Source organism: Arthrobacter koreensis (assembly GCF_009193255.1).
GTDB lineage: Bacteria > Actinomycetota > Actinomycetes > Actinomycetales > Micrococcaceae > Arthrobacter_B > Arthrobacter_B koreensis.
Genome location: NZ_WACG01000001.1, coordinates 928,946 through 947,760 on the forward strand (window position 1 = coordinate 928,946; position 18,815 = coordinate 947,760).

The 18,815-nt window shown below is 63.6% G+C and carries 14 protein-coding genes; 7 read left to right on the forward strand and 7 right to left on the reverse strand.

Translation table 11 applies throughout. The annotated features are described in order from the left end of the window. The first annotated feature begins 85 nt into the window (after positions 1–85). Together GD628_RS04370 and GD628_RS04375 are read left to right on the forward strand one after the other, a co-directional pair. The gene (locus GD628_RS04370) at positions 86–1,750 is read left to right on the forward strand and encodes an amidohydrolase (RefSeq protein WP_091601377.1); all 1,665 of its coding nucleotides are present in this window, start codon (positions 86–88) and stop codon (positions 1,748–1,750) included. Further along, positions 1,747–2,994 (forward strand): M20 family metallo-hydrolase, encoded by a 1,248-nt coding sequence (locus GD628_RS04375; protein WP_091601375.1) that lies wholly within the window; start codon positions 1,747–1,749, stop codon positions 2,992–2,994. Before GD628_RS04370 ends, GD628_RS04375 begins: the two co-directional genes overlap by 4 nt. A 76-nt stretch (positions 2,995–3,070) precedes the next feature. On the opposite strand, the gene GD628_RS04380 is transcribed toward GD628_RS04375, so the two are convergent. From GD628_RS04380 to GD628_RS04410, 7 genes are read right to left on the reverse strand one after another with little or no spacing between them, the layout of a single operon-like run. Then, a complete protein-coding gene (locus GD628_RS04380; protein ID WP_091601373.1) occupies positions 3,071–4,219 on the reverse strand; it encodes a flavin reductase in 1,149 nt (382 codons plus the stop codon). 4 nt (positions 4,220–4,223) lie between these two features. Then, entirely contained in the window at positions 4,224–5,552 is a 1,329-nt protein-coding gene (locus tag GD628_RS04385; RefSeq protein ID WP_091601371.1) for an NtaA/DmoA family FMN-dependent monooxygenase, read from the reverse strand. A 2-nt stretch (positions 5,553–5,554) separates the two neighbouring features. Continuing rightward, positions 5,555–7,264, reverse strand: a complete 1,710-nt coding sequence (locus tag GD628_RS04390; RefSeq protein WP_152273925.1) for a CocE/NonD family hydrolase — start codon at positions 7,262–7,264, stop codon at positions 5,555–5,557. Between the two features lie 14 nt (positions 7,265–7,278). Beyond that, complete coding sequence (locus GD628_RS04395; protein ID WP_091601367.1) at positions 7,279–8,367, reverse strand: ABC transporter ATP-binding protein; 1,089 nt, start codon at positions 8,365–8,367, stop codon at positions 7,279–7,281. 27 nt (positions 8,368–8,394) lie between these two features. Next, positions 8,395–10,200 (reverse strand): ABC transporter permease, encoded by a 1,806-nt coding sequence (locus GD628_RS04400; protein WP_152273926.1) that lies wholly within the window; start codon positions 10,198–10,200, stop codon positions 8,395–8,397. Next, positions 10,194–10,754, reverse strand: coding sequence for a nuclear transport factor 2 family protein (locus tag GD628_RS04405; RefSeq protein WP_091601363.1), 561 nt, complete (start codon positions 10,752–10,754; stop codon positions 10,194–10,196). Before GD628_RS04405 ends, GD628_RS04400 begins: the two co-directional genes overlap by 7 nt. 38 nt (positions 10,755–10,792) lie before the next feature. Then, a complete protein-coding gene (locus GD628_RS04410; RefSeq protein ID WP_176697510.1) occupies positions 10,793–11,932 on the reverse strand; it encodes an extracellular solute-binding protein in 1,140 nt (379 codons plus the stop codon). Between the two features lie 297 nt (positions 11,933–12,229). On the opposite strand from GD628_RS04410, the gene GD628_RS04415 reads away from it, so the two are divergent. From GD628_RS04415 to GD628_RS04435, 5 genes are all read left to right on the forward strand, one after another. Then, the gene (locus GD628_RS04415) at positions 12,230–13,789 is read left to right on the forward strand and encodes a GMC family oxidoreductase (RefSeq protein WP_091601359.1); all 1,560 of its coding nucleotides are present in this window, start codon (positions 12,230–12,232) and stop codon (positions 13,787–13,789) included. Continuing rightward, on the forward strand, positions 13,789–15,255 hold the full coding sequence (locus tag GD628_RS04420; RefSeq protein ID WP_091601357.1) for an aldehyde dehydrogenase family protein: 1,467 nt from the start codon (positions 13,789–13,791) through the stop codon (positions 15,253–15,255). The genes GD628_RS04415 and GD628_RS04420 overlap by 1 nt, the downstream gene beginning before the upstream one ends. Next, complete coding sequence (locus GD628_RS04425; protein WP_176697509.1) at positions 15,252–15,824, forward strand: MarR family winged helix-turn-helix transcriptional regulator; 573 nt, start codon at positions 15,252–15,254, stop codon at positions 15,822–15,824. Before GD628_RS04420 ends, GD628_RS04425 begins: the two co-directional genes overlap by 4 nt. A 75-nt stretch (positions 15,825–15,899) precedes the next feature. Next, positions 15,900–17,600 carry an alpha-glucosidase gene (locus GD628_RS04430; RefSeq protein WP_091601353.1) on the forward strand — a complete coding sequence of 567 codons (1,701 nt, stop codon included), beginning with the start codon at positions 15,900–15,902 and terminating at the stop codon, positions 17,598–17,600. A gap of 213 nt (positions 17,601–17,813) precedes the next feature. After that, positions 17,814–18,806: a phosphate/phosphite/phosphonate ABC transporter substrate-binding protein gene (locus GD628_RS04435; protein ID WP_152273927.1), complete on the forward strand. Its 993-nt coding sequence runs from the start codon at positions 17,814–17,816 to the stop codon at positions 18,804–18,806. Positions 18,807–18,815: the final 9 nt, after the last annotated feature.

Sequence of the window (18,815 nt, forward strand, 5' to 3'; positions counted from 1 at the left end):
TAGCCATAGTTGAATGGGGGTGACACCCAGCAGGCTGTGCATTTTCCGTGCTTCGCCGTGGGAACGGAACAACGGCTAGGAACCCATGCTCGCAGACCTGTTGATTACCAACGCCCATGTCCTTACCCAGGATCCGGCGCATCCTCGCGCCAGTACCCTGGCGATCCTCGGCGGCAGGATCCTGGCCGTGGACCCGGACGCTGATATCCCTGCCCGCGCAGTGTTCGACGCCGAGGGACTGACGGTGGTGCCCGGCTTCAACGATGTGCACAGCCACAGCGTCTGGTTCGGCCTTGGCCTGATGGAAACCGCACTGGGGGATGCCCGCTCGCTGGACGGCGTGTATTCGGCGATTTCCGCTGCCGCAGACCAGCTGGCACCCGGCGAGTGGGTGGTTGCCTCTGGCTTCAGTCCCCTCCTGCTCGGCGGTGCCCAGCCGGACCGTGACCGGCTGGATGAGGCTTCGGGCGGCCGGCCGGTGTGGATCAAGCATTCCTCGGGCCACGCCTGCACCCTGAACGGCGCAGCACTGGACCTCGTGGCCGCGACGCAGGACCTCACCGCCGGGATTGAGGGCGGCGTCGTGGTCCGCAGCGACGACGGCCGGCCCACCGGCCTCCTCGAAGAGAACGCCATGCGGCTGGTCCAGGAACTCATGCTGCCTTATCCGCTGGAGACCATCGAGAAGGCCCTGGAGCTGGCCACTGCGCACTACCTCACCGAAGGCATCACCAGTGTCACGGACGCCGGGATTGCCGGCGGCTGGATTGGCCACTCCCCCCGGGAGTTCGGCGCCTATCTGTCTGCCCGGGACAAGGGCCTGCTCTCGGTGCGGATGCAGCCCATGCTGGTGCTCGATGCGCTCCGCCCGCTTTCCGGTCACGAGGACGACGGCGGCGGCCTGGGACTGGACGCCGGCATCCGCTCCGGGCTGGGTGACGAGTGGCTGCGCATCGGTCCGGTAAAGATCTTCAGCGACGGGTCGCTGCTGGGCAGCACGGCATACATGTCCGAGGACTACGTGGGCTGCACGCACAACCACGGCTACCTGCAAATGGACGCCGCGGAACTCCGCGAGTCGGCCCTCGCGGCCTACCGCGCGGGGTGGCCGATCGCCATGCACGCCATTGGCGACGCTGCAGTGGATCACGCCATCAGCATCATTGTTGAGGCCCAGGAATCCTACGGACCCAACTGTTTCCCCAACCGGATCGAGCATGGCGGCGTGGTCCGGCCGGAACAGCTGGACCGGATTGCGGAGGCGGGAATCGTCCTGGTTCCGCAGCCGCACTTCATCACTGAATTCGGCGACGGCATGGCCGAACTGCTTGGCCCTGCCCGCACCGGGCTTTCCTACCCGGCTGCCGGACTGCTGCGCCGCGGCGCCGTCCTGCCGGGCAGTTCCGACCGTCCGGTTTCCAACGGTCGGCCGCTGGATGTCATGCAGTCCTTCGTGGAACGGCTGACTCCTGCGGGTATGGCGTACGGGCCCGCGGAACGGATCACCGCCGAGCAGGCTCTGGCGGCCTACACCACCGGCTCCGCTGCAGCCACCGGTACGTCCCGGGAAAAGGGAAGCCTCTCCCCCGGGCTCCTCGCGGACCTGGTTTTCCTGGACCAGGATCCCACGACTGTTGATTCCTCCCGGATCGGGACCACCCGGGTTTTGGGCACCATGGTGGGCGGCGAACTCCGTTTTCTCCATCCGGACCTCCCCATTTTCCCCACTTCAGCGAAGGACAATCGATGAGCACCAGCAACTCCAGTTTCCTGGCGGATTTCGCCGTCATGTCCAGCTTCGGCGCAACTGCGGGAGGCGGCGTCGACCGCCAGGCAGGAACACCGGAGGACCATGCCGTCCGCGCCTGGTTCAGCACCTGGCTCGCTGAACACGGCCTCACCGAGGCCGTTGATTCGGCCGGCAACCAGTTCGGGCTGGTGGAACTCGTGCCCGGAGCGCCGTGGGTCCTGCTCGGCTCGCACCTTGATTCGCAGCCGCTGGCCGGACGGTACGACGGCGCTTACGGAGTACTGGCGGCCGCTCACGCAGTGGTTCGGGCAGCAGCCGCCGCGGAGGCAGGTGAACTGGCCCCGGCCTTCAACCTTGCAGTAGTGAACTGGTTCAATGAGGAAGGCAGCCGCTTCACCCCCAGCATGATGGGCAGCGGCGTCTTCACGGGAAAGCTGTCCCTTGAAACAGCCCGTGCCACCGCGGACCTGGCCGGCACCACCGTGGCCGAGGCACTGGGCAGTCCGTCCGCGGCGGGTACTGCCCCGGCCCTGGACTCCGTTGCGCGGTATGCCGAGATCCACATTGAGCAGGGCCGCATCCTCGAGGAAACCGGCACCCAGGTGGGCATCGTGGATAAGACCTGGGCAGCGGCGAAGTACCAGGTCACGGTGGACGGGGACCAGTCCCACACCGGGTCCACGCGGATGGTTGACCGGAGGGACGCCCTGTACGGAGCGGCGCTGGTCATCGCCGCCGCCCGGGACCTCACCGAAGAGTTCGAGCCGGGCCTGCTGCACAGTTCAGTGTCCCAGCTGCAGGTGCTGCCCAACTCTCCGGTGACGATCGCCCGCCAGGTGGTTATGAACCTGGACCTGCGTTCACCGGACGAATCCGTCCTCGCCCGCGCCATGGACCTGCTGGACAAGCGCATTGCCGAAGCCGAGTCCCGGTCCCGGACCGGGGTCTCCCTGGCACTGACCCACCAGTGGGGCCTGAACCCTTACCAGCCGGCCGGCGTCCGGCTGGGCCGCGCCGCCGCAGACGCGCTGGGCTTCACTCACAGGGACATCATGACCGTGGCGGGGCACGACTCCACCAACCTCAAGGACCATGTCCCCACCGTGATGCTGTTCGTGCCCAGTGTGGAAGGCATCTCACACAACGAAGCCGAGTTCACCCGCGATGAGGACGCCGTGCGCGGCGTCGAGCTCCTCACCGAGGTGGCACTGCGCCTGGTTCGCGGAGATTCGGTGGAAGACTAGCCCGGCCCGGGCCCGGGTCCCTTCTGGGGCTCCGGGCCCGGCGCGTAGACTCGCAGGCACCGCCAGCGCCTCTGTCTCAGACCGCCCCGCCCCTGCTGGCGATGGCCAGCCGGGCAAAGTGCTTCGCCTGTTCCGTATAGGCGCGCACTGCGTCTATGGCAGCATCCGTTTCACCTGTCCGGAGAGCCTCCGCCAGCCGGCTCAGCTCTGCATGGTCCAGGAGATCCCGCCAATCCGTGTCATCCCACGCTTCGGTCCACACTCCCGCGATGCTTAGCCTCCGGTAGGACTCAAGCAGCTGGGAGGACCCCGATGCCCGCACCAATGACTGGTGGAACCGGGAATGCAGCTCGAGGAAATCCCTCAACGATCCGTCTGCCGAGCAGCGGATGCCCTCCATGTCCTTTGTCAGCTGCAAGAGCGTCTCAAGCAGGCCTTCGTCGAATCCCTGTGCGCGGCTTGCGATGACACCAGCCTCGATCATGGCTCGTCCCTCGTAGAGTCCGTCACTAAGTTCCGCTGTTATTGGAGTGACATGGAAGGCGCCACTGTCCGAGCGGGACACGAGTCCTTCGGTTGTGAGCTTCACCAATGAGTTGAAGACGTCATCAGGCTCCGCGCCGAGCGCCCTCACCAGGTTATGGATCTCCAGTTCGCCGCCGCTGGGCGTAGAGCGGGAGAGAACCCATCTCCGGACCTTCCGGTACGTATCCAGCTCACGGACGCTCTCAAGCCGTCCGAATGCTCCCCGATAGTAGGCCAGTGGATTACCTGATGCCGCACGGGCGTCCACAACCTGTCCGAAGAACACCGTGTGGCTTCCTCCCTGAGGCGCTTCCGTTACGACGCAGGTGATGGTCGCCAGCACGTCTTCCAGCACAGGTACGCCGTCATGCTCCGAGACCGTGTATCCGACACCGGAGAACTTGTCCGCACCTTTCCTGCCGAACCGCAGTGCCAGGTCTTCCTGGTGGTCGGCGAGGATGTTGATGACATAGATCCCTGCCGCCCTTACCGCGTCATGAGTGCTGCTGCTGCGGTTCAGGCACATCAGCATCATGGGCGGGTCCATGGACAGGGAACTCACGGCTGACGCCGTCGTACCGTACAGCCGGCCGTCATGCGACGTGGTGATAACTGTGACTCCGCTGGCGAAGTGCCCTACGACCCGCCGAAACATGTCCTGGTCAAATCCCGGTATGGGAAGCAGGTCCTGAGTGTTCATCCCGTTAGCTCCACTCAGTCGAAGGCCGGTCGAGCTTAAGGTTTTCCCGCAACGTCGATCCTTCGTACTCGCTGCGGAAGTACCCCCGTTCCTGGAGCGCCGGAACCAGCTTCCGGCAGATCGCCTCAAATCCTCCCGGGTTGAAGGGAGAGTTCAGATTGAAACCGTCGCACGCTTCGGAGGTGAACCAGTCGATCATGACTTCGGCCACCTGGTCCGCTGTGCCGACCATCCACATGTGGCCGGTGGAGCGGGCGCGGTCCACAATCAATTCCCGTAGCGTCATCCCCTCTTCCACACTCTTTCGCCGGAAAATCTGGTAACGGCTGCCCATGGCCGGGTCGTCTGAGAAGCGCTCCGCCGGAATCTGTTCGTCGAACCCAATATCGTCCAAACGAATCTTCAGATCACCGCCGATTTGCCTGCGTCCTGCGTCGAGGTCCAGCAGGCCGGCCAACTCATCGGCCAGGCCCTGCGCCTCAGCAACCGTATCGGCAATGATGGGCAGGATCCCGGGAATGATCTTGACCGAGTCTGCCTTCCTGCCGCGGCTCTCTGCCAAGGAGCGCATCCTGGCGTAGAAGTCCTGGGCAAGATTCTTGCGAGGCTGCGCGGTGTAGATAACGTCTGCTACGGATGACCCCAAGTCCATTCCTGGGCCCGAGGAACCTGCCTGGACCAGTACCGGACGGCCCTGCGGTGGTCTTGGCATGTTGATCGGGCCTTCGACCGTGAAGTATCTGCCTTCGTGATGGATCCTGCGCAGGCGCGCTGAGTCCACCCACCGCCCGTTCTCCCGGTCGGCCATGACGGCGTCGTCCGCCCAGCTGTCCCAGAGCCTGGTCACGACGTCGACGAACTCCGTGGCCCGCTCATACCGCTGGACGGGGTCCGGTGCTTCCCCTCCCCCGAAGTTGGAGAAACCGTCCTTTGATGTCACGATGTTCCACCCCGCACGACCGCCGGACATGTGGTCCAGGCCCGCGAACTGGCGGGCTGCGTTGTATGGCTCTGCAAAGGAGGTTGACATCGTGCCGATGAGGCCGATGTTGCTGGTCCGCGCCGCCAAAGCGGAAAGAACACTGATGGGTTCGTAGAACCCGTTCATCATGATGTCGTCACGGAAAAGGTTGTTTGCGTGGACGATGTCCCCGAAGAAGACCGCATCCAGCTTCGCTTCCTCGGCCATCTGCGTCAGGTCCGCGACGAAATCGAGGTTCCCCAGTTCCTCGGCCCGGCTTCCGGGCCTCCGCCACGCGTCCCGGTGGTACCCCGCCGGGAGCATAAAGGTCGTCAGCACCATATGGTCCGGTTGCATGTTCTTTTGGCTCATGGCTACACCTCATCGTTGGTTGGTTGCGGGGATGGGTTCGCGCTGCCCTGCGCGGGTTGGAAAAGTGGTAGGGCCAGGTAGGTCTCAGCGCCCGGCCCACTGTGCACGGTCCAGGTGCCCTTGTTCCTCAGGTCCGCATGCCTGATGACCGGAGAGTTTAGATCCGGGTCCCGGTGGACAAAGTCGTGGCCCAGAATGGAGAGCACCAGTTTCTCCCCTTGGTCGAAGTGCACCCCGGAGGGCCAGACTTCGACATCCAGGGCCCGGGGCTCGCCGGGGATCAGCGGTTCCTCTGCAAGGTGCAGGTGCACGGGCCGCAGCTCGGTGGACCGTTCTTCATCCAGCGGCTGATGGCTGGCGCGCAGCCATCCCAGCGCGACGGGACCGTCGTCGAATAGCGCATTAAAGGCGAACCGCACTTCGGCGCCGTCTCGCGCGAACTTCCGAACCGCCACGAAGATATCCGCATCCTCTGCATCGTTGGCCCGCAGGAAAAGCCGAAGCCGCATCGGGCCCACCAGGTCGGCCGGTTCCTGGAAGACGTACTCCAGGTCCAGACTCTCCGCCATCGGGTCGAAGGTGACCTGGCTTGATGCAGCCGGCGCCGGGGTAGCAAGTGTGCGTTCCTCCAGCCCTGCGTACAGGCGCACGGCTTGTGTATCGGGAACCGGCCAGAAAATGTCGCTGCGGATGCGCATGGTTTCCGCGGTATCCAGGACTTCCAACTGCACCTGCGGCCAGGAGAGCGGTCCCGGACCGTTGTCGAGGAGGTAGTAATCGAAGAACACCCGTTGGGCTTCCACATTCTCCGGGTCGTAGAAGTATCGCCACTTCTTCTGCCCATGGACCCTGAGCCATTTTTGCGGTGAGGACATCTGTGCGAAAGCCTCCAAGGTGCCGCGGGTGTGGAGTCCGTGATCGCTCCAGCTCGCCACCACGAAGGCTGGGACCTGGATGTCTCTCAGGTCGGGGTATCGGCTCTTGTAGTAGTCCGACATCAGCGGGTTGGCTGCCACGTTGGCCGCCGTGTCTTCCGTCGAGGCGAGCGAATAGCGCATGTTCCGTGAGGCACGGGGAATGAATCCCGTCTCTGGAATTCCCCCGTGATAACAGAACTCCCGGTACCAGTCGGAGAAGCACTCCCATGGACTGATGGCTTTCAGGGATGGCGGCTGCATGGCACCGGCGATGTACTGGATACCAGCCAGGTAGGAGACGCCCAGCATACCGACGCGGCCGTTGGACCAGTCCGCTCCGCCCAGCCACTCAATGGCGTCGTAGACGTCCTCGGCTTCCTGCGGTCCGTTGTGGACGCCGTTGCCCTCCGAATGCCACATGCCGCGGGGATCCACATACGCCACGGCATATCCGTTGCGGCACCAGTACCGGGGATCAGGTGCTTCGAAGCCCGTCAGCGGTGACATCCAGCCGGCTTCGATCCCTGCGGAGGGCCAAAGCATGTCCTTCTGGTTGTGCTTGCCGTACGGCCCCCAGGCAAGGAGCACCGGCAGGTCCCTGTCCATGCCGGCGGGACGGTAGATGTCGCCGTAGATGCGGATCCCGTCCCGCAGCGGGATGGCGGTGTTGCGTTCAACGGTGAGCCCGCCCAGGTCTTCAGTGACATGTTCGAGCGGTGGAAGCGGAGGCTTCCCCTCTGCAGTTGCCGGGTCGAGGCCGGGGCAGTTGATGGGCTGCATAGTCTGGATGTTCATGGGGTCCTTCACGGCTAACGGTCCAGGATGACGAGTGATTCGGATGGCACCCACAGCTGGACACTGGTTCCCCCAAGCCGGTATGAATCGGCGTTGATGGCCGCATCTGGTACGGCTACCGTGATGCTGCGGTTTCCTGGAAGATCCACGATGACCGTCCGGGCCTCCGCTGAGAACGAGGCATCCCGGATCCGCCCTGCCCCGGCCAGGCCCGGCTGTGCGGTTTCACCCAGGACGACGTCGGAGCTGCGGAAGGCTGCGAAGGATCCGGGTACGGTGCGGCTGGCCAGCTCGCTGGACGTCGTCCTGAGACCGCCCTCGAAGGTCGCTTCCGGAGCCCCGGATTCCTGCGTGATGCCCCGGCATTCCAGGATGTTCTCGAACCCGACGAAATCTGCAGCAAAACGGGAAACAGGTCGCCGCTGGACCTCCGAGGGGGTCCCGACCTGCTCGATCACGCCGTCCCGCATGATGATGACCCGGTCCGAGAGGGCGAGGGCCTCGTCCTGGTCATGGGTGACGTAGAGCGAGGTGTTCCCGAACTCGTCGTGCAGCCGCCGTATCTCGCTGCGCATCGCAATTCGCAGCTTGGCATCAAGGTTGGAGAGGGGCTCGTCGAAGAGCATGACTCCCTTGGCGGAGACCAGCCCCCGGGCCAGTGCAACGCGCTGCTGCTGGCCGCCGGAGAGCTCATGGGGGTAACGCTTGGCATGGGAACCCATGCCAACGGCTTCGAGGCTCGTGGCTACGCGTTCGCGGAGCTCTGCTGCCGGGGTCTTGCGGCGCTTCAGGGGGTACGCAACATTCGCGGCCACGGACATGTGCGGCCATAGGGCGTAGCTCTGGAAGACCATTCCCACTTTGCGCTTATGCGGCGGAACCATGGTCCTGGTCTCGGCATTGACGAACTCATGGCCGTCGACGGCGATGCTTCCGTGGTCCGGTGACTCCAACCCGGCGACGCAGCGTAGGGTGGTCGTCTTGCCGCAGCCGCTGGGACCGAGGAGGGTAATGAACTCGCCGGACTCAATGGAGAGGTTCAGATCCTTGAGGATCTGGTTGCCGTTGAAGGCCTTGCTGACTGAACTGATGTTGATGCGCATGGTTTGTCCTCGTTCGGTTGGGAGTTCCTAGCGGCTTCGGGCCAACTGCTGGGCAGGGCCGGCGCTCTCGGTCGTGGGATCCGGCCCCACGGGATCCTGCAGGTCCGCCGGCGTCCCCCCGCCAGGCCCTTTCCCGGCCCTTTGCTCCGGCCGGGTCAGTGCCAGCAGGCGGCCGGCGAGGTAGGCGGTGCCGGCCACGACGAGGAAGCTCGCGATGAGCAGCAGGGCAGCCGCCGCGGCGATCGGGGCTTTTCCTTCCACGTAGCGGCTGTAGATCTGCACAGATAGATAGTCGGCGCCCGCGGTCGAAAGCAGGAGCGGGATGGAGAGCACACCACTGATGACCACGAAGCAGAGCAACCAGCCGCTGACGAGGCTGGGCAGCATCAGGCGGATGATGATGTCCCAGATCGCACGGTACTTGGAGGCACCGGAGACCCAGGCCGCTTCTTCCAGCGACTTCGGTATCTGTGCCATCGCCGCGGTGGCGGTCCGGCTTGCCAGCGGGATCGTCGCCACGAACAGCGCAAAGACCATCAGGACCGGTGTCCCGTAGAACGTGGAGAGGAACGGCAGGCCCAGGAACAGCCAGAGCACACCGAGTGCCAGGATGAGCCCCGGCATTGCCAGCCCCAGCCACTGGCTGTATTCGATGAACCGGGACAGCACCCCACCCTTGAAACGTGCAGCCCAGGCGAAGGCCGTGGCCGCCAACACAGCGAGCAAAGCTCCCAGCATGGCGGTTCCCATGGTGTTCCAGTACCCGGAGACCATCCGGCGGTTAGTCAGTACTTCTTCATAGTTGTCGAAGGAGAAGCCCTCGCTGGCGCCCAGGAACGGGGAGAGCGACACACGGATCAGTTGAACCATTGGAAGGATGATCGTGATGGCTGCGAAGCCCAGCACGAGTGCGGAAAACAGCCAGCGCCATGGACCGATGTCCCGGCGCAGGGCCCGCGATTCCTTCCCTCCGATGGTGACGAAGGACCGGCGCCCGAGGACCTTGATCTGGATGAACACGAGCACCATCAGCACCACCATGAGGAGCACGGAAATGCTGCTGGCCTGCGCGAAAAGCGGGCCGGTCGAATTGGACAAATAGGCGTAGATCTCGGTGGGAATCACGAAGATGCCCGCGGGTACGCCCAGGATCTGTGGCGCATCGAAGGATTCCAGGAAGAGGACGAAGCCCAGGATCATGGCGCCGGTGATGGCCGGAGCCATGATCGGGAGTTCGATCTGGAAGAACGTCCTGACCGGCCCCGCACCGCTGAGCCGGGCTGCTTCGTCAAGGGAACGATCCATGGCCAGGAACGGGCCCAGCAGCAGGAAGAACTGCAGCGCGATTAGGCGCAGGGAGGAGACGAACACAATCCCCCACCAGGACTCCATATTGAAGATCCGTCCGGCTTCACCGAAAGCTCCGGTCATCAGCTGGTTCAACAGACCGACGTTCTGGTTTCCGAGCAGGCCCCAGGCGATCGCAAAGAACAGGCCCGGCGTGGCAATGACAATGAACATGATGACCGGGATGGCCTGCCGGAAGACCGTGTTCGTCTTGGCGTAGATAGTGGCGAAGAGCAACGCGAAGAAGGTCGACAGCACGATCGTCGCCAGGCCCATCAGCACTGTCTGGATTATGACTGAATGGGTGTCTGTAGAGCGCAGCACTTCCCAGAACATTTCCGCGGTGTAGGAGCCGCTGGAACCGAACATCTGTGTCTTGAAGGCACCCTGGACCACCATGGTGGCGGGGCCGACGAAACAGACGAAACAGACGATCGCAATGACCCACTGGGGGTTGCCGGTAAAGGCCCTCCACCCTTTCAGCATTGCAGGGGCTCCCGCTCAGTATCCGTCTGACGGTAACCTCCTCCGATAACCTCGCCCTCCCGGAGGCTGGCGAGGTCATCGTCGGAGTCCGGACGCAGCACCCGGAACCACAGGTCCTTGATCTTCCACTCACCGTCGACCCGGACGTAGCGGCACTTGTATTTGCCCTCCGACCACGGACCCCAGACGCGCATCATTCCAAACGAGGTCCGGAAGTCGCACTGCATCCTGTGCCAGGTCCATTCGCCGTACGCCGTGTCACCGGACACGGTGATCGACGGAGAGGAGAGAATGTACGCGTCCTGGCTTTTGACGACGTCGGCCAGATCCGCCTGGAACATCCCCGCGATGGCGTCCCGGCCCTTATGGACTCCATGGTGACGTATGTCGCACACGGCGTCCTCGGCGTAGGCACGGGCAACGCCCGCCCAGTTCCGGTCCCCAAGGTCACGAACGTACTGCTGCTGCAGCTTCTCGATGGCCTTGACCGATTCGAGTGCATCGATCCTGCGGCGAAGGTTGGCGAGTTCCTCCGCGAGTTCTGTGTCATTCACTAGGTGCTGCCTTTCCCATCAAGCCGGTGGAGCCGGAGCTAATTTGCGGTGATCGACTTGAAGAGGTCGCCGTATTCGGTCATCTTCTCCCGCATCACGGTTTGTGCAGGGAGTTCGACGAATGCAGCGTCTTCGAGCTTGGGCCATCCGTGAGGGGACTCGAGGGAGTCGTGCTGGTTGATCGGGAAGTTGCCCGACTCAAGGGTCAATTCCTGGGCTTCCGCGGTGAAAAGGAAGTTCAGCAGGAGCTTTCCCGCGTCGCTGGAGGGCGCATTGGCGGCCAGCATCCATTTCTCGGTGGCAATGACGTTGTTCTCATCGAAGAACTGAACCTCAACCGGCGCGCCGTCCTCCTTGGCGTTCAGGACGGAAATGGTGGCGGACAGGGGCTGATAGGCGAATTCTCCGGCACTGATGGATTGGAGGGCCAACTGGTCCTGCGCGACGATTTTCGCGTTGGCTCCGACACTCCGCAGCCATGCCTCGTCAACGGCGCCGGCCTGAAGGAGGGCAGTCGAAACGGTCATGGTCCCACCGGGGGTTGAGGGCGTCATGAAGGTGAGTTTGCCGGCCCACTCCTCACCGGCCAGATCGGCCCAGGACCCGGGCAGATCTGATTCGTCGAGCAGGTTCGTGTTGTAGGACGACGCGAACATCAGTGCCCAGGGCGAATGGTAAAAGCCCTTCGGGTCTGCGATCTGGTCCTCGCTGATACGGCCGTCGATCCAGGCGGGCAGCTCGAAGGTGGCCGGCTGATACTTCTCGGCGAACCCCTGTTCGGCGTACCGGTCCGCGTTGGGGTTGGAAAGGACGTCGACAACGTGGTTTCCGCTCTGGCGCTCCGCTTCCAGCGTTGTCTGCAGCTCGGCGCCGACGTAGGTCTGCGGGTCGACGGTGAGGCCAGGGAACCGCTCTTCGAATGCGGCGTAGATCCCCAGAAACTCATCGTGGTGGCCTGCGTAGATGGTCACCTCCGTGTCGCCTGACTCAATCGCGGCGTCGTACAGCGTCTGGAGCTCTTCCTCCTGGGCGCTCTGAATACCGAGGGGACCGAGATCCAGCTCGCCGGAGCCCTGGGCAGAGTCGGCGCCGGCGCAGCCGGATAGGGCAAGGCTGCCGGCTGCGAGGCCGGCAATGACGGCGAGGGGAAGTTTGGTGATCCTGAAGTTCAGCTTCATTGATGTTTCCTTCGTTTCACAACCGGGGGAAGGCTGTGGCGGACACTGTGGTCCTGGCTCCACGCGATGGGGCCTGGACACCACCATTGAGCCAGCACCGTCCAGATATAGTCAATAGGTATACATAAATAAGTATGATTGACGTCACATTTGAATCGCTTTAGTGTTGTAAACACGGCATAGACTCGTCTCCGAAGACCACAAATCTAGTTTATATTCGTTCTATATTGAGCACAGCTGCGTTCGATTGAGCGTGTTTGCCGCGACTACGAAAGCGATCCGTCGGGAGGCCGAAGAATGCCAGCTTGGAACTACATCATCGTGGGGGGCGGAAGCGCCGGCGCAGTGCTTGCCGCCCGCCTGTCGGAGGACCCGAAGTGCAGCGTCCTGTTGCTGGAAGCCGGCCCCGACTACCGGGCCGCGGACACTCCGAAAGAGTTCCGGGACCGGACAAAGGGACTCGGACTGGCACTGGAGGCACCTCGGAACGACCTCAACCCGGACTTTTACTGGCAGGGAATCACCGCCACCAGGGCGGCCGGCCAGCAACCCTTCCCCTACCGGCGCGGCCGTGGCCTGGGCGGCAGCTCAACCGTGAACGGCCTGTATGCCATCCGCGGCGTCCCTGACGATTTCGTGGAATGGGAACGGCTGGGGGCGGTGGGTTGGAGCCCGGAAACTATGCTCGCCGCCTACTGCCGCATTGAGGACGAGCATGACTTTCCGCGGTCGCCCCACCACGGCAAGGATGGTCCGACGCCGGTCTACCGCGAGCCCGAAGCTGGCTGGGGCGGCGTCGACCGCGCGCTGCGGGCTGCAGCAATGGACGCGGGCCATCCATGGCAACCGGACCACAACGAGCCACGGGCCACCGGCGTCTCGCCGATGGCCATGAACATCCGGAACGGGCAGCGGGTCGGTACCAACCACGCCTACATCGATCCTGCACGGGGCCGTCCTAACCTCACCATCCGTGGCGGTGTCCTCGCGGATCGAGTCACCTTTGAAGGAACGACGGCCACGGGTGTGGTGGACGCCGACGGCGCCGTGCATGGGCTCCTACACGGCGGCGAGGTCATCCTCTCCGCCGGATCATGCGGCTCGCCAGCCATCCTGATGCGCTCGGGAATTGGAAGGGTGGAGGACCTGGCCGAGGCAGGAGTCCGCCAGGTCGCGGATCTACCTGTCGGCCGTGGTGCGCAGGACCACGCCGTCACTTTCGTTGAACTGCCGGTGCGTCCCGAGGCCCAGACCTGCGTGGCAAACCGGCCAACGAACGTGGTTCTGCGTTACAGCTCCGGATTTCCCGGCAGCAGGACGAACGACATGATGATCATGGCCACCAACCACAACTACTGGTTCGGGAAGGAGACGGCGGGCCTGGCAGTGTCGCTGGAACAGCCCCTCTCCCGTGGGCGGATGTTGCTCCGGTCAGCCGATCCGCACGCCGATCCCCATTTCGAACTCAACCTGCTCTCCGATCCGCTCGACATGGCCCGGGTCAAGGACGGACTGGACCGTGCACGGCGGCTGATGGAGCACCAGGCGTTCCAGAGTATCGCCACCGGACCCGCCACCTGGCCGCGGGACGATGGCGAAATACAAGCTTCCGTCAAGGACACTATGCATCTCACCAGCACGGTGCGGATGGGAGACCGGGAGAGCCCTGACACCGTAGTTGATCCGCAGTGCCGGGTACTCGGAATGGAAGGGCTGCGGGTCGTGGATGCCTCCATCATGCCCACCGTCGTCAGTGCAAACACCTACCTGACCGTCCTGGCACTGGCAGACGAATTTACTCAGCGGCTCCTGCGGGAGCGCGACACCCTAGCCACTGCATACGAAGGACGGGCCTGATGCCGGATTTGAGCACCACTGGTCTCCACGACCTCGCAGCTTCCATCGCCGCCGACGCGCGGCACCTCATCGGCGGGAACCTCCAGAAGGGGACCGTTCACGCCGATGTATCAGCTCCCTGGGACCGACGCTTGAAGGTCAGCTACACCCAGACGGGACTGGATGACCTGGCCGCGGCAGTATCCGCCGCCCACACCGCCCGTCAGGGCGGCCGCTGGCACCGGTCCCAGGCGAGGAACTGCCTGCTCACCTTGGCGGACCTTCTCGCAGCAGAGCAAGACGTCTTCATCGGACTCATCTGCTTCGAGAATGGAAAGCTGGAATCGGCGGCCCGGGGCGAGGTCCTCGGGGCTATAGCAGGACTCCGGTACTGGGCGGAACAGGCGCCGTCCGAATCTGTCGTAACCCGCACGGAGGCCCGGCTGACCCGCCTGACCCGGGACCCGCTGGGCGTGGTGGCAGCTATCACGCCGTTCAATATGCCGCTGCTCATGATGGTCAACAAGATTGGAGCGGCATTGGCTGCCGGCAACACGGTCGTGTGCAAGCCCTCACCTGACACACCTCTTTCCGCACTGCACTTTGCCCGGCTGGCAGCCGGTGCCGTCCCGGCGGGCGTGCTCAATATCTTGGCAGGGGGACCGGAAACCGGCCCCGCTCTCACCGCCAGCCCGGAGGTCAGCATGGTCTCATTCACTGGAAGCATCGAGACCGGCAAGGCGATCATGGCTGCTGCTGCGCCGACCATGAAACGACTCCAGCTGGAATTGGGGGGAAACGATCCGGCCATCGTGTGCAGGGACGCCAATGTTTCCGACGTCGCCGTGAACATTTTCCGTTCCGCATTCGGCTCCGCCGGACAAGCCTGCGTTGCCGTCAAAAGGGTCTATGTCCACGAGGACCTCCACGACGAGCTCGCCGAGGAACTGGCAGCACTGTCTGCTCGAGCTGTTCCGGGCAGACCCTTCTCCGAGGACGCCACCATGCCTGCCCTGACGACCAGGCGACAGCTAGATCACCTGCGATGGCTGGCCGAGGACTCCCGGAAGCGCGGCGGAAAGTTCATCCATACAGGCGCGATTGACGACACGGTAGGCAACTTCGCCTCACCATCGATCGTTACCGGCCTCACCGACGGGGCCCCGTTGGTGGATGGGGAACAGTTCAGTCCTATACTTCCCCTTGTCCCCTTTTCCGACGTCGATCCCGTCGTTGATAACGTCAACGCGGGCCGTTTTGGCCTAGGCGCCACGGTCTGGACCGAAGACACGGAGCGAGCCGACCGCATCGCAGAAAGACTGGAGACTGGCATGATCTGGGTCAACGCACTCCCGCATCCAGACCCTACGGTTCCCTTCGGCGGAGCAAGGGAGAGTGGCCTGGGGCGTGAGGGTGGACAGGGCGGATTGGACGAGTTCACTGAAGTGAAATGTACTACCTTCAACTCAAAGGAAGCCCAACGATGAGCAGCCCTGAGCACGGCAGGACCAGCATCGGTTCGGCAGGCGAACACCGTCACCCGACGGGGGGCGGCCGGTTCGAATCCTTCGTAGACGCCGCAGTGACCAGGGCTGAGTCCACCCTCGAGTTCGAAGACCCTATGGTGCTGAAGCTGAGCCTGATGCTTCGGAAGGTAAACCAGCTGATGACGGATGATGCCAACCGCCAGGTCCATCAGGCTGAAGGATGGACGCAGGCCAGTTTCAGGGTGTGCTTCGGGCTTTGGGTCGCAGGCCCCATGCCGCCGCATCTGATAGCGGCAACGACCAATATGAGTCGGGCAAGCGTCTCCGCCGCCATCAAGAAAATCGAAGAAGACGGGCTCATTAGCCGCGAACCGTCCCCTGTCGATCAGCGCTCAACAGTCTTGCGACTAACTGACGCGGGCGAACAGGCGGTGATCAGGACCTACCAATCCCACATCGCTCTGGAACACCATTGGCTTGAGCCGCTCAATGAGACGGAACGGCTCATGCTCTTTCTACTCCTGAGAAAACTCCTCACAGGACCAGCAGCTTCCGAAGGCCGAAGCTGATCGCCGCAGCAGCGGTGACCGGGACAATCCCGGCGCGTAGACTCGCAGGCACCGCCAGCGAGAGGAAACCCGGCCATGAGCGATCCGCACCAGCCCGCGTGGTGGACCAGCGCCGTCGTCTACCAGATCTATCCGCGCAGCTTCGCTGACGGCAACGGGGACGGGATCGGGGACCTGCGGGGCATCCTCGCGCATCTTGACTACCTTCAGGACTTGGGCGTGGACGTCATCTGGCTGTCCCCGGTGCACGAGTCACCGCAGCGGGACAACGGGTACGACATCTCCAATTACCGCCGGATCGACCGGCTGTTTGGCACCGAAGAGGACTTCGACGAACTGCTGGGACAGCTTCATGTCCGCGGCATGAAGCTGGTGATGGACCTGGTGGTCAACCACACCTCCAGCGAGCATCCGGTGTTCCAGGAGGCCCGGAAGTCACGGGACAATCCGTACCGGGACTATTTCTGGTGGCGGGACGCACGGCCCGGCTTCGAACCCGGGGAGCCGGGTGCGGAACCGAACAACTGGGGTTCGCATTTCGGCGGACCTGCCTGGACCTACGAGCCCGAGACCGGGCAGTACTACCTGCACCTGTTCACCCCGCACCAGCCGGACCTGAATTGGGAAAACCCCGCCGTCCGGCATGCGGTGTATGAAACGATGCGCTGGTGGCTGGACCGCGGCGTAGACGGCTTCCGGATGGACGTCATCAATTTCATCTCCAAGGACCTCACCCTGCCGGACGGCCTGGTGACTCCGGGCAGTATCTGGGGAGACGGCTCCCCGCACTTCACCAACGGGCCACGGATCCACGAATTCCTCCAGGAGATGCGCCGCGAGGTCTTCTCCGGGCGCGACGGCGATTTCCTCACCGTTGGTGAGACCCCCGGCGCCACCGTTGAGCAGGCCCTGCTCTACACCGACCCGTACCGGGCGGAGCTGGACATGGTGTTCCAGTTCGAGCATGTGAGCCTGGACCAGGTGGGCGGGCGGAAGTGGGATTACCGGCCACTGAGCCTCCCGGATCTGAAGACGTCCTGGAACCGCTGGCAGCGCGGACTCGCGGACCGCGGCTGGAACAGCCTGTACCTGAGTAACCATGACCAGCCCAGGCACCTGTCCCGGTTCGGGGACGACGCCGGTTTCCGCTACGAATCGGCCACCCTCTGGGCCACCCTGCTGCACCTGCAGCGCGGCACCCCTTACGTCTACCAGGGCGAGGAGATCGGCATGACCAACGCCGGCTTCACCTCGATCGACCAGTACCGGGACGTTGAGTCACTGAACTTCTATGCCGAATCGACGGCACAGGGCATGCCCGCGGTGGAAGCCCTGGAGGCCCTGCGTGCCATGAGCCGGGACAATCCCCGCACACCGATGCAGTGGACAGCCGGGCCGAACGCCGGTTTTACCGAGGGGCAGCCGTGGATCGACGTCAGCCCGAACCATGCAGACATCAATGCCGAGACCGACCGTTCCGCGGACAAGTCGGTCTTCCGCTACTACCGGGACCTCATCCGGCTGCGGCACACCCAGGATGTTGTGGTCCTGGGCGACTTCCATCTGGAAGCCCCTGAACACCCGCACCTGTTCGCTTACCGCCGCCACCTCGATGAAACGGCATGGCTCGTCCTCGCAAACGTGTCTGGTGACGTCCTCGACGTTCCGCTGGGTCTCGCCTCGGACGGCCCGTTGATTCTGGGCAACTACGCCGAGCCGGGGGACCCCGCTGAACTGCGCCCGTGGGAGGTGCGGGTCCTGGACGTTTCAGCGTAACGTCAGTTCTCAGCACACCTTTGGGTATTTCGTTGACGAAATCAACGATTGATGATTCAGTGTGACCTCCGCCATATCCGCCTCGTTTTTCTGCTCTCTACCGATAGGCCACAGTTCTACCGGCTTTCGATCAAGTAAGTGTTGCTTACATTCAAATGGGCCGGGCATGGCGGCCCGCACCGTTCAGGCACAACCAGAGGATCAGAGTCGATCATGCACAAGAGCTTCAAGACCGTCACCGCGCTGGCAGCTGCCAGCCTCCTGCTTACCGCCTGTGGGGCGAGCCCCAATGCACGGCCGGACTCGACCGGGTCCTCCAGTGAGGGACCCCAGTCCCTCGTGTTTGCCGTGGTGCCCACCGACGACAGCAAGGAACTCGAAGAGAGCTTCAAGCCCATCGTTGCCGCCATTGCAAAGGAGACCGGGCTCCCCACCAGCATCGAGGCAGTCAGCAGCAACGCAGGTGTCATCGAAGCCCAAGCCGCCAAACGGGTTGACGTGGCGACTTACGGTGCATTCTCCTATTACCTCGCCCAGAACGTCGCGGACGTTACCCCCGTCGCCATGGACCAGCGGACCCCTGTCGCCGGCTCGGGTGCAGTCCAGTCCTTGGGAGTGGTAGCAGCGGGGTCCGACATCACGGAGCTGTCGGAGGTGAAGGGTAGGGATGTCTGCTTCACAGACCCGGCATCAAGCACCGGCTATCTTGCTGCCGCAGCCGGTCTAATCTCCATCGGCATCGATCCCAAGAACGACATCAACCCCATCTTTGCGGGTTCCCACGATGTGGCGGTAACCCAAATGCTGGCCGGTGACTGCGACGTCGCATTTGTTGCCGGAACGTTCATCACTGACATCCTTCCGGCGCGCGGGATCATCAAGGACGGCGACGTGGACACCGTGTGGACTTCCCCGGACATTCCGGGCACGCCCATGGTGATCGGCAACTGGTTGCCGGAGGAACTCCGCAACCAGATCACGGATGCCGTGCTCAAGTACAACGCGGTGAGTGCCGCCGAAGCCGGGCTGTGCCCGGAGAACCAGCGTGAAGCCCTAGCACCCTGGGGCGAAGAGTACGCGGAAAAGATGGCCTGTGAGTGGGGCGGAACAGGGGCCTTCGCCTTTGAGCCGGCCACGGACGAGGACTTCGCGTCCATCCGCGATATCTGCGAAACCACGCAGGCCGAAGTATGCCGGAACGACTAACAACGGTGC

Coding starts and splice junctions, on each gene's coding strand:
- GD628_RS04370 (WP_091601377.1), top strand. CDS start 86: ATGCTCGCAGACCTGTTGATTACCAACGCCCATGTCCTTACCCAGGAT.
- GD628_RS04375 (WP_091601375.1), top strand. CDS start 1,747: ATGAGCACCAGCAACTCCAGTTTCCTGGCGGATTTCGCCGTCATGTCC.
- GD628_RS04380 (WP_091601373.1), bottom strand. CDS start 4,219: ATGAACACTCAGGACCTGCTTCCCATACCGGGATTTGACCAGGACATG.
- GD628_RS04385 (WP_091601371.1), bottom strand. CDS start 5,552: ATGAGCCAAAAGAACATGCAACCGGACCATATGGTGCTGACGACCTTT.
- GD628_RS04390 (WP_152273925.1), bottom strand. CDS start 7,264: ATGAACATCCAGACTATGCAGCCCATCAACTGCCCCGGCCTCGACCCG.
- GD628_RS04395 (WP_091601367.1), bottom strand. CDS start 8,367: ATGCGCATCAACATCAGTTCAGTCAGCAAGGCCTTCAACGGCAACCAG.
- GD628_RS04400 (WP_152273926.1), bottom strand. CDS start 10,200: ATGCTGAAAGGGTGGAGGGCCTTTACCGGCAACCCCCAGTGGGTCATT.
- GD628_RS04410 (WP_176697510.1), bottom strand. CDS start 11,932: ATGAAGCTGAACTTCAGGATCACCAAACTTCCCCTCGCCGTCATTGCC.
- GD628_RS04415 (WP_091601359.1), top strand. CDS start 12,230: ATGCCAGCTTGGAACTACATCATCGTGGGGGGCGGAAGCGCCGGCGCA.
- GD628_RS04420 (WP_091601357.1), top strand. CDS start 13,789: ATGCCGGATTTGAGCACCACTGGTCTCCACGACCTCGCAGCTTCCATC.
- GD628_RS04425 (WP_176697509.1), top strand. CDS start 15,252: ATGAGCAGCCCTGAGCACGGCAGGACCAGCATCGGTTCGGCAGGCGAA.
- GD628_RS04430 (WP_091601353.1), top strand. CDS start 15,900: ATGAGCGATCCGCACCAGCCCGCGTGGTGGACCAGCGCCGTCGTCTAC.
- GD628_RS04435 (WP_152273927.1), top strand. CDS start 17,814: ATGCACAAGAGCTTCAAGACCGTCACCGCGCTGGCAGCTGCCAGCCTC.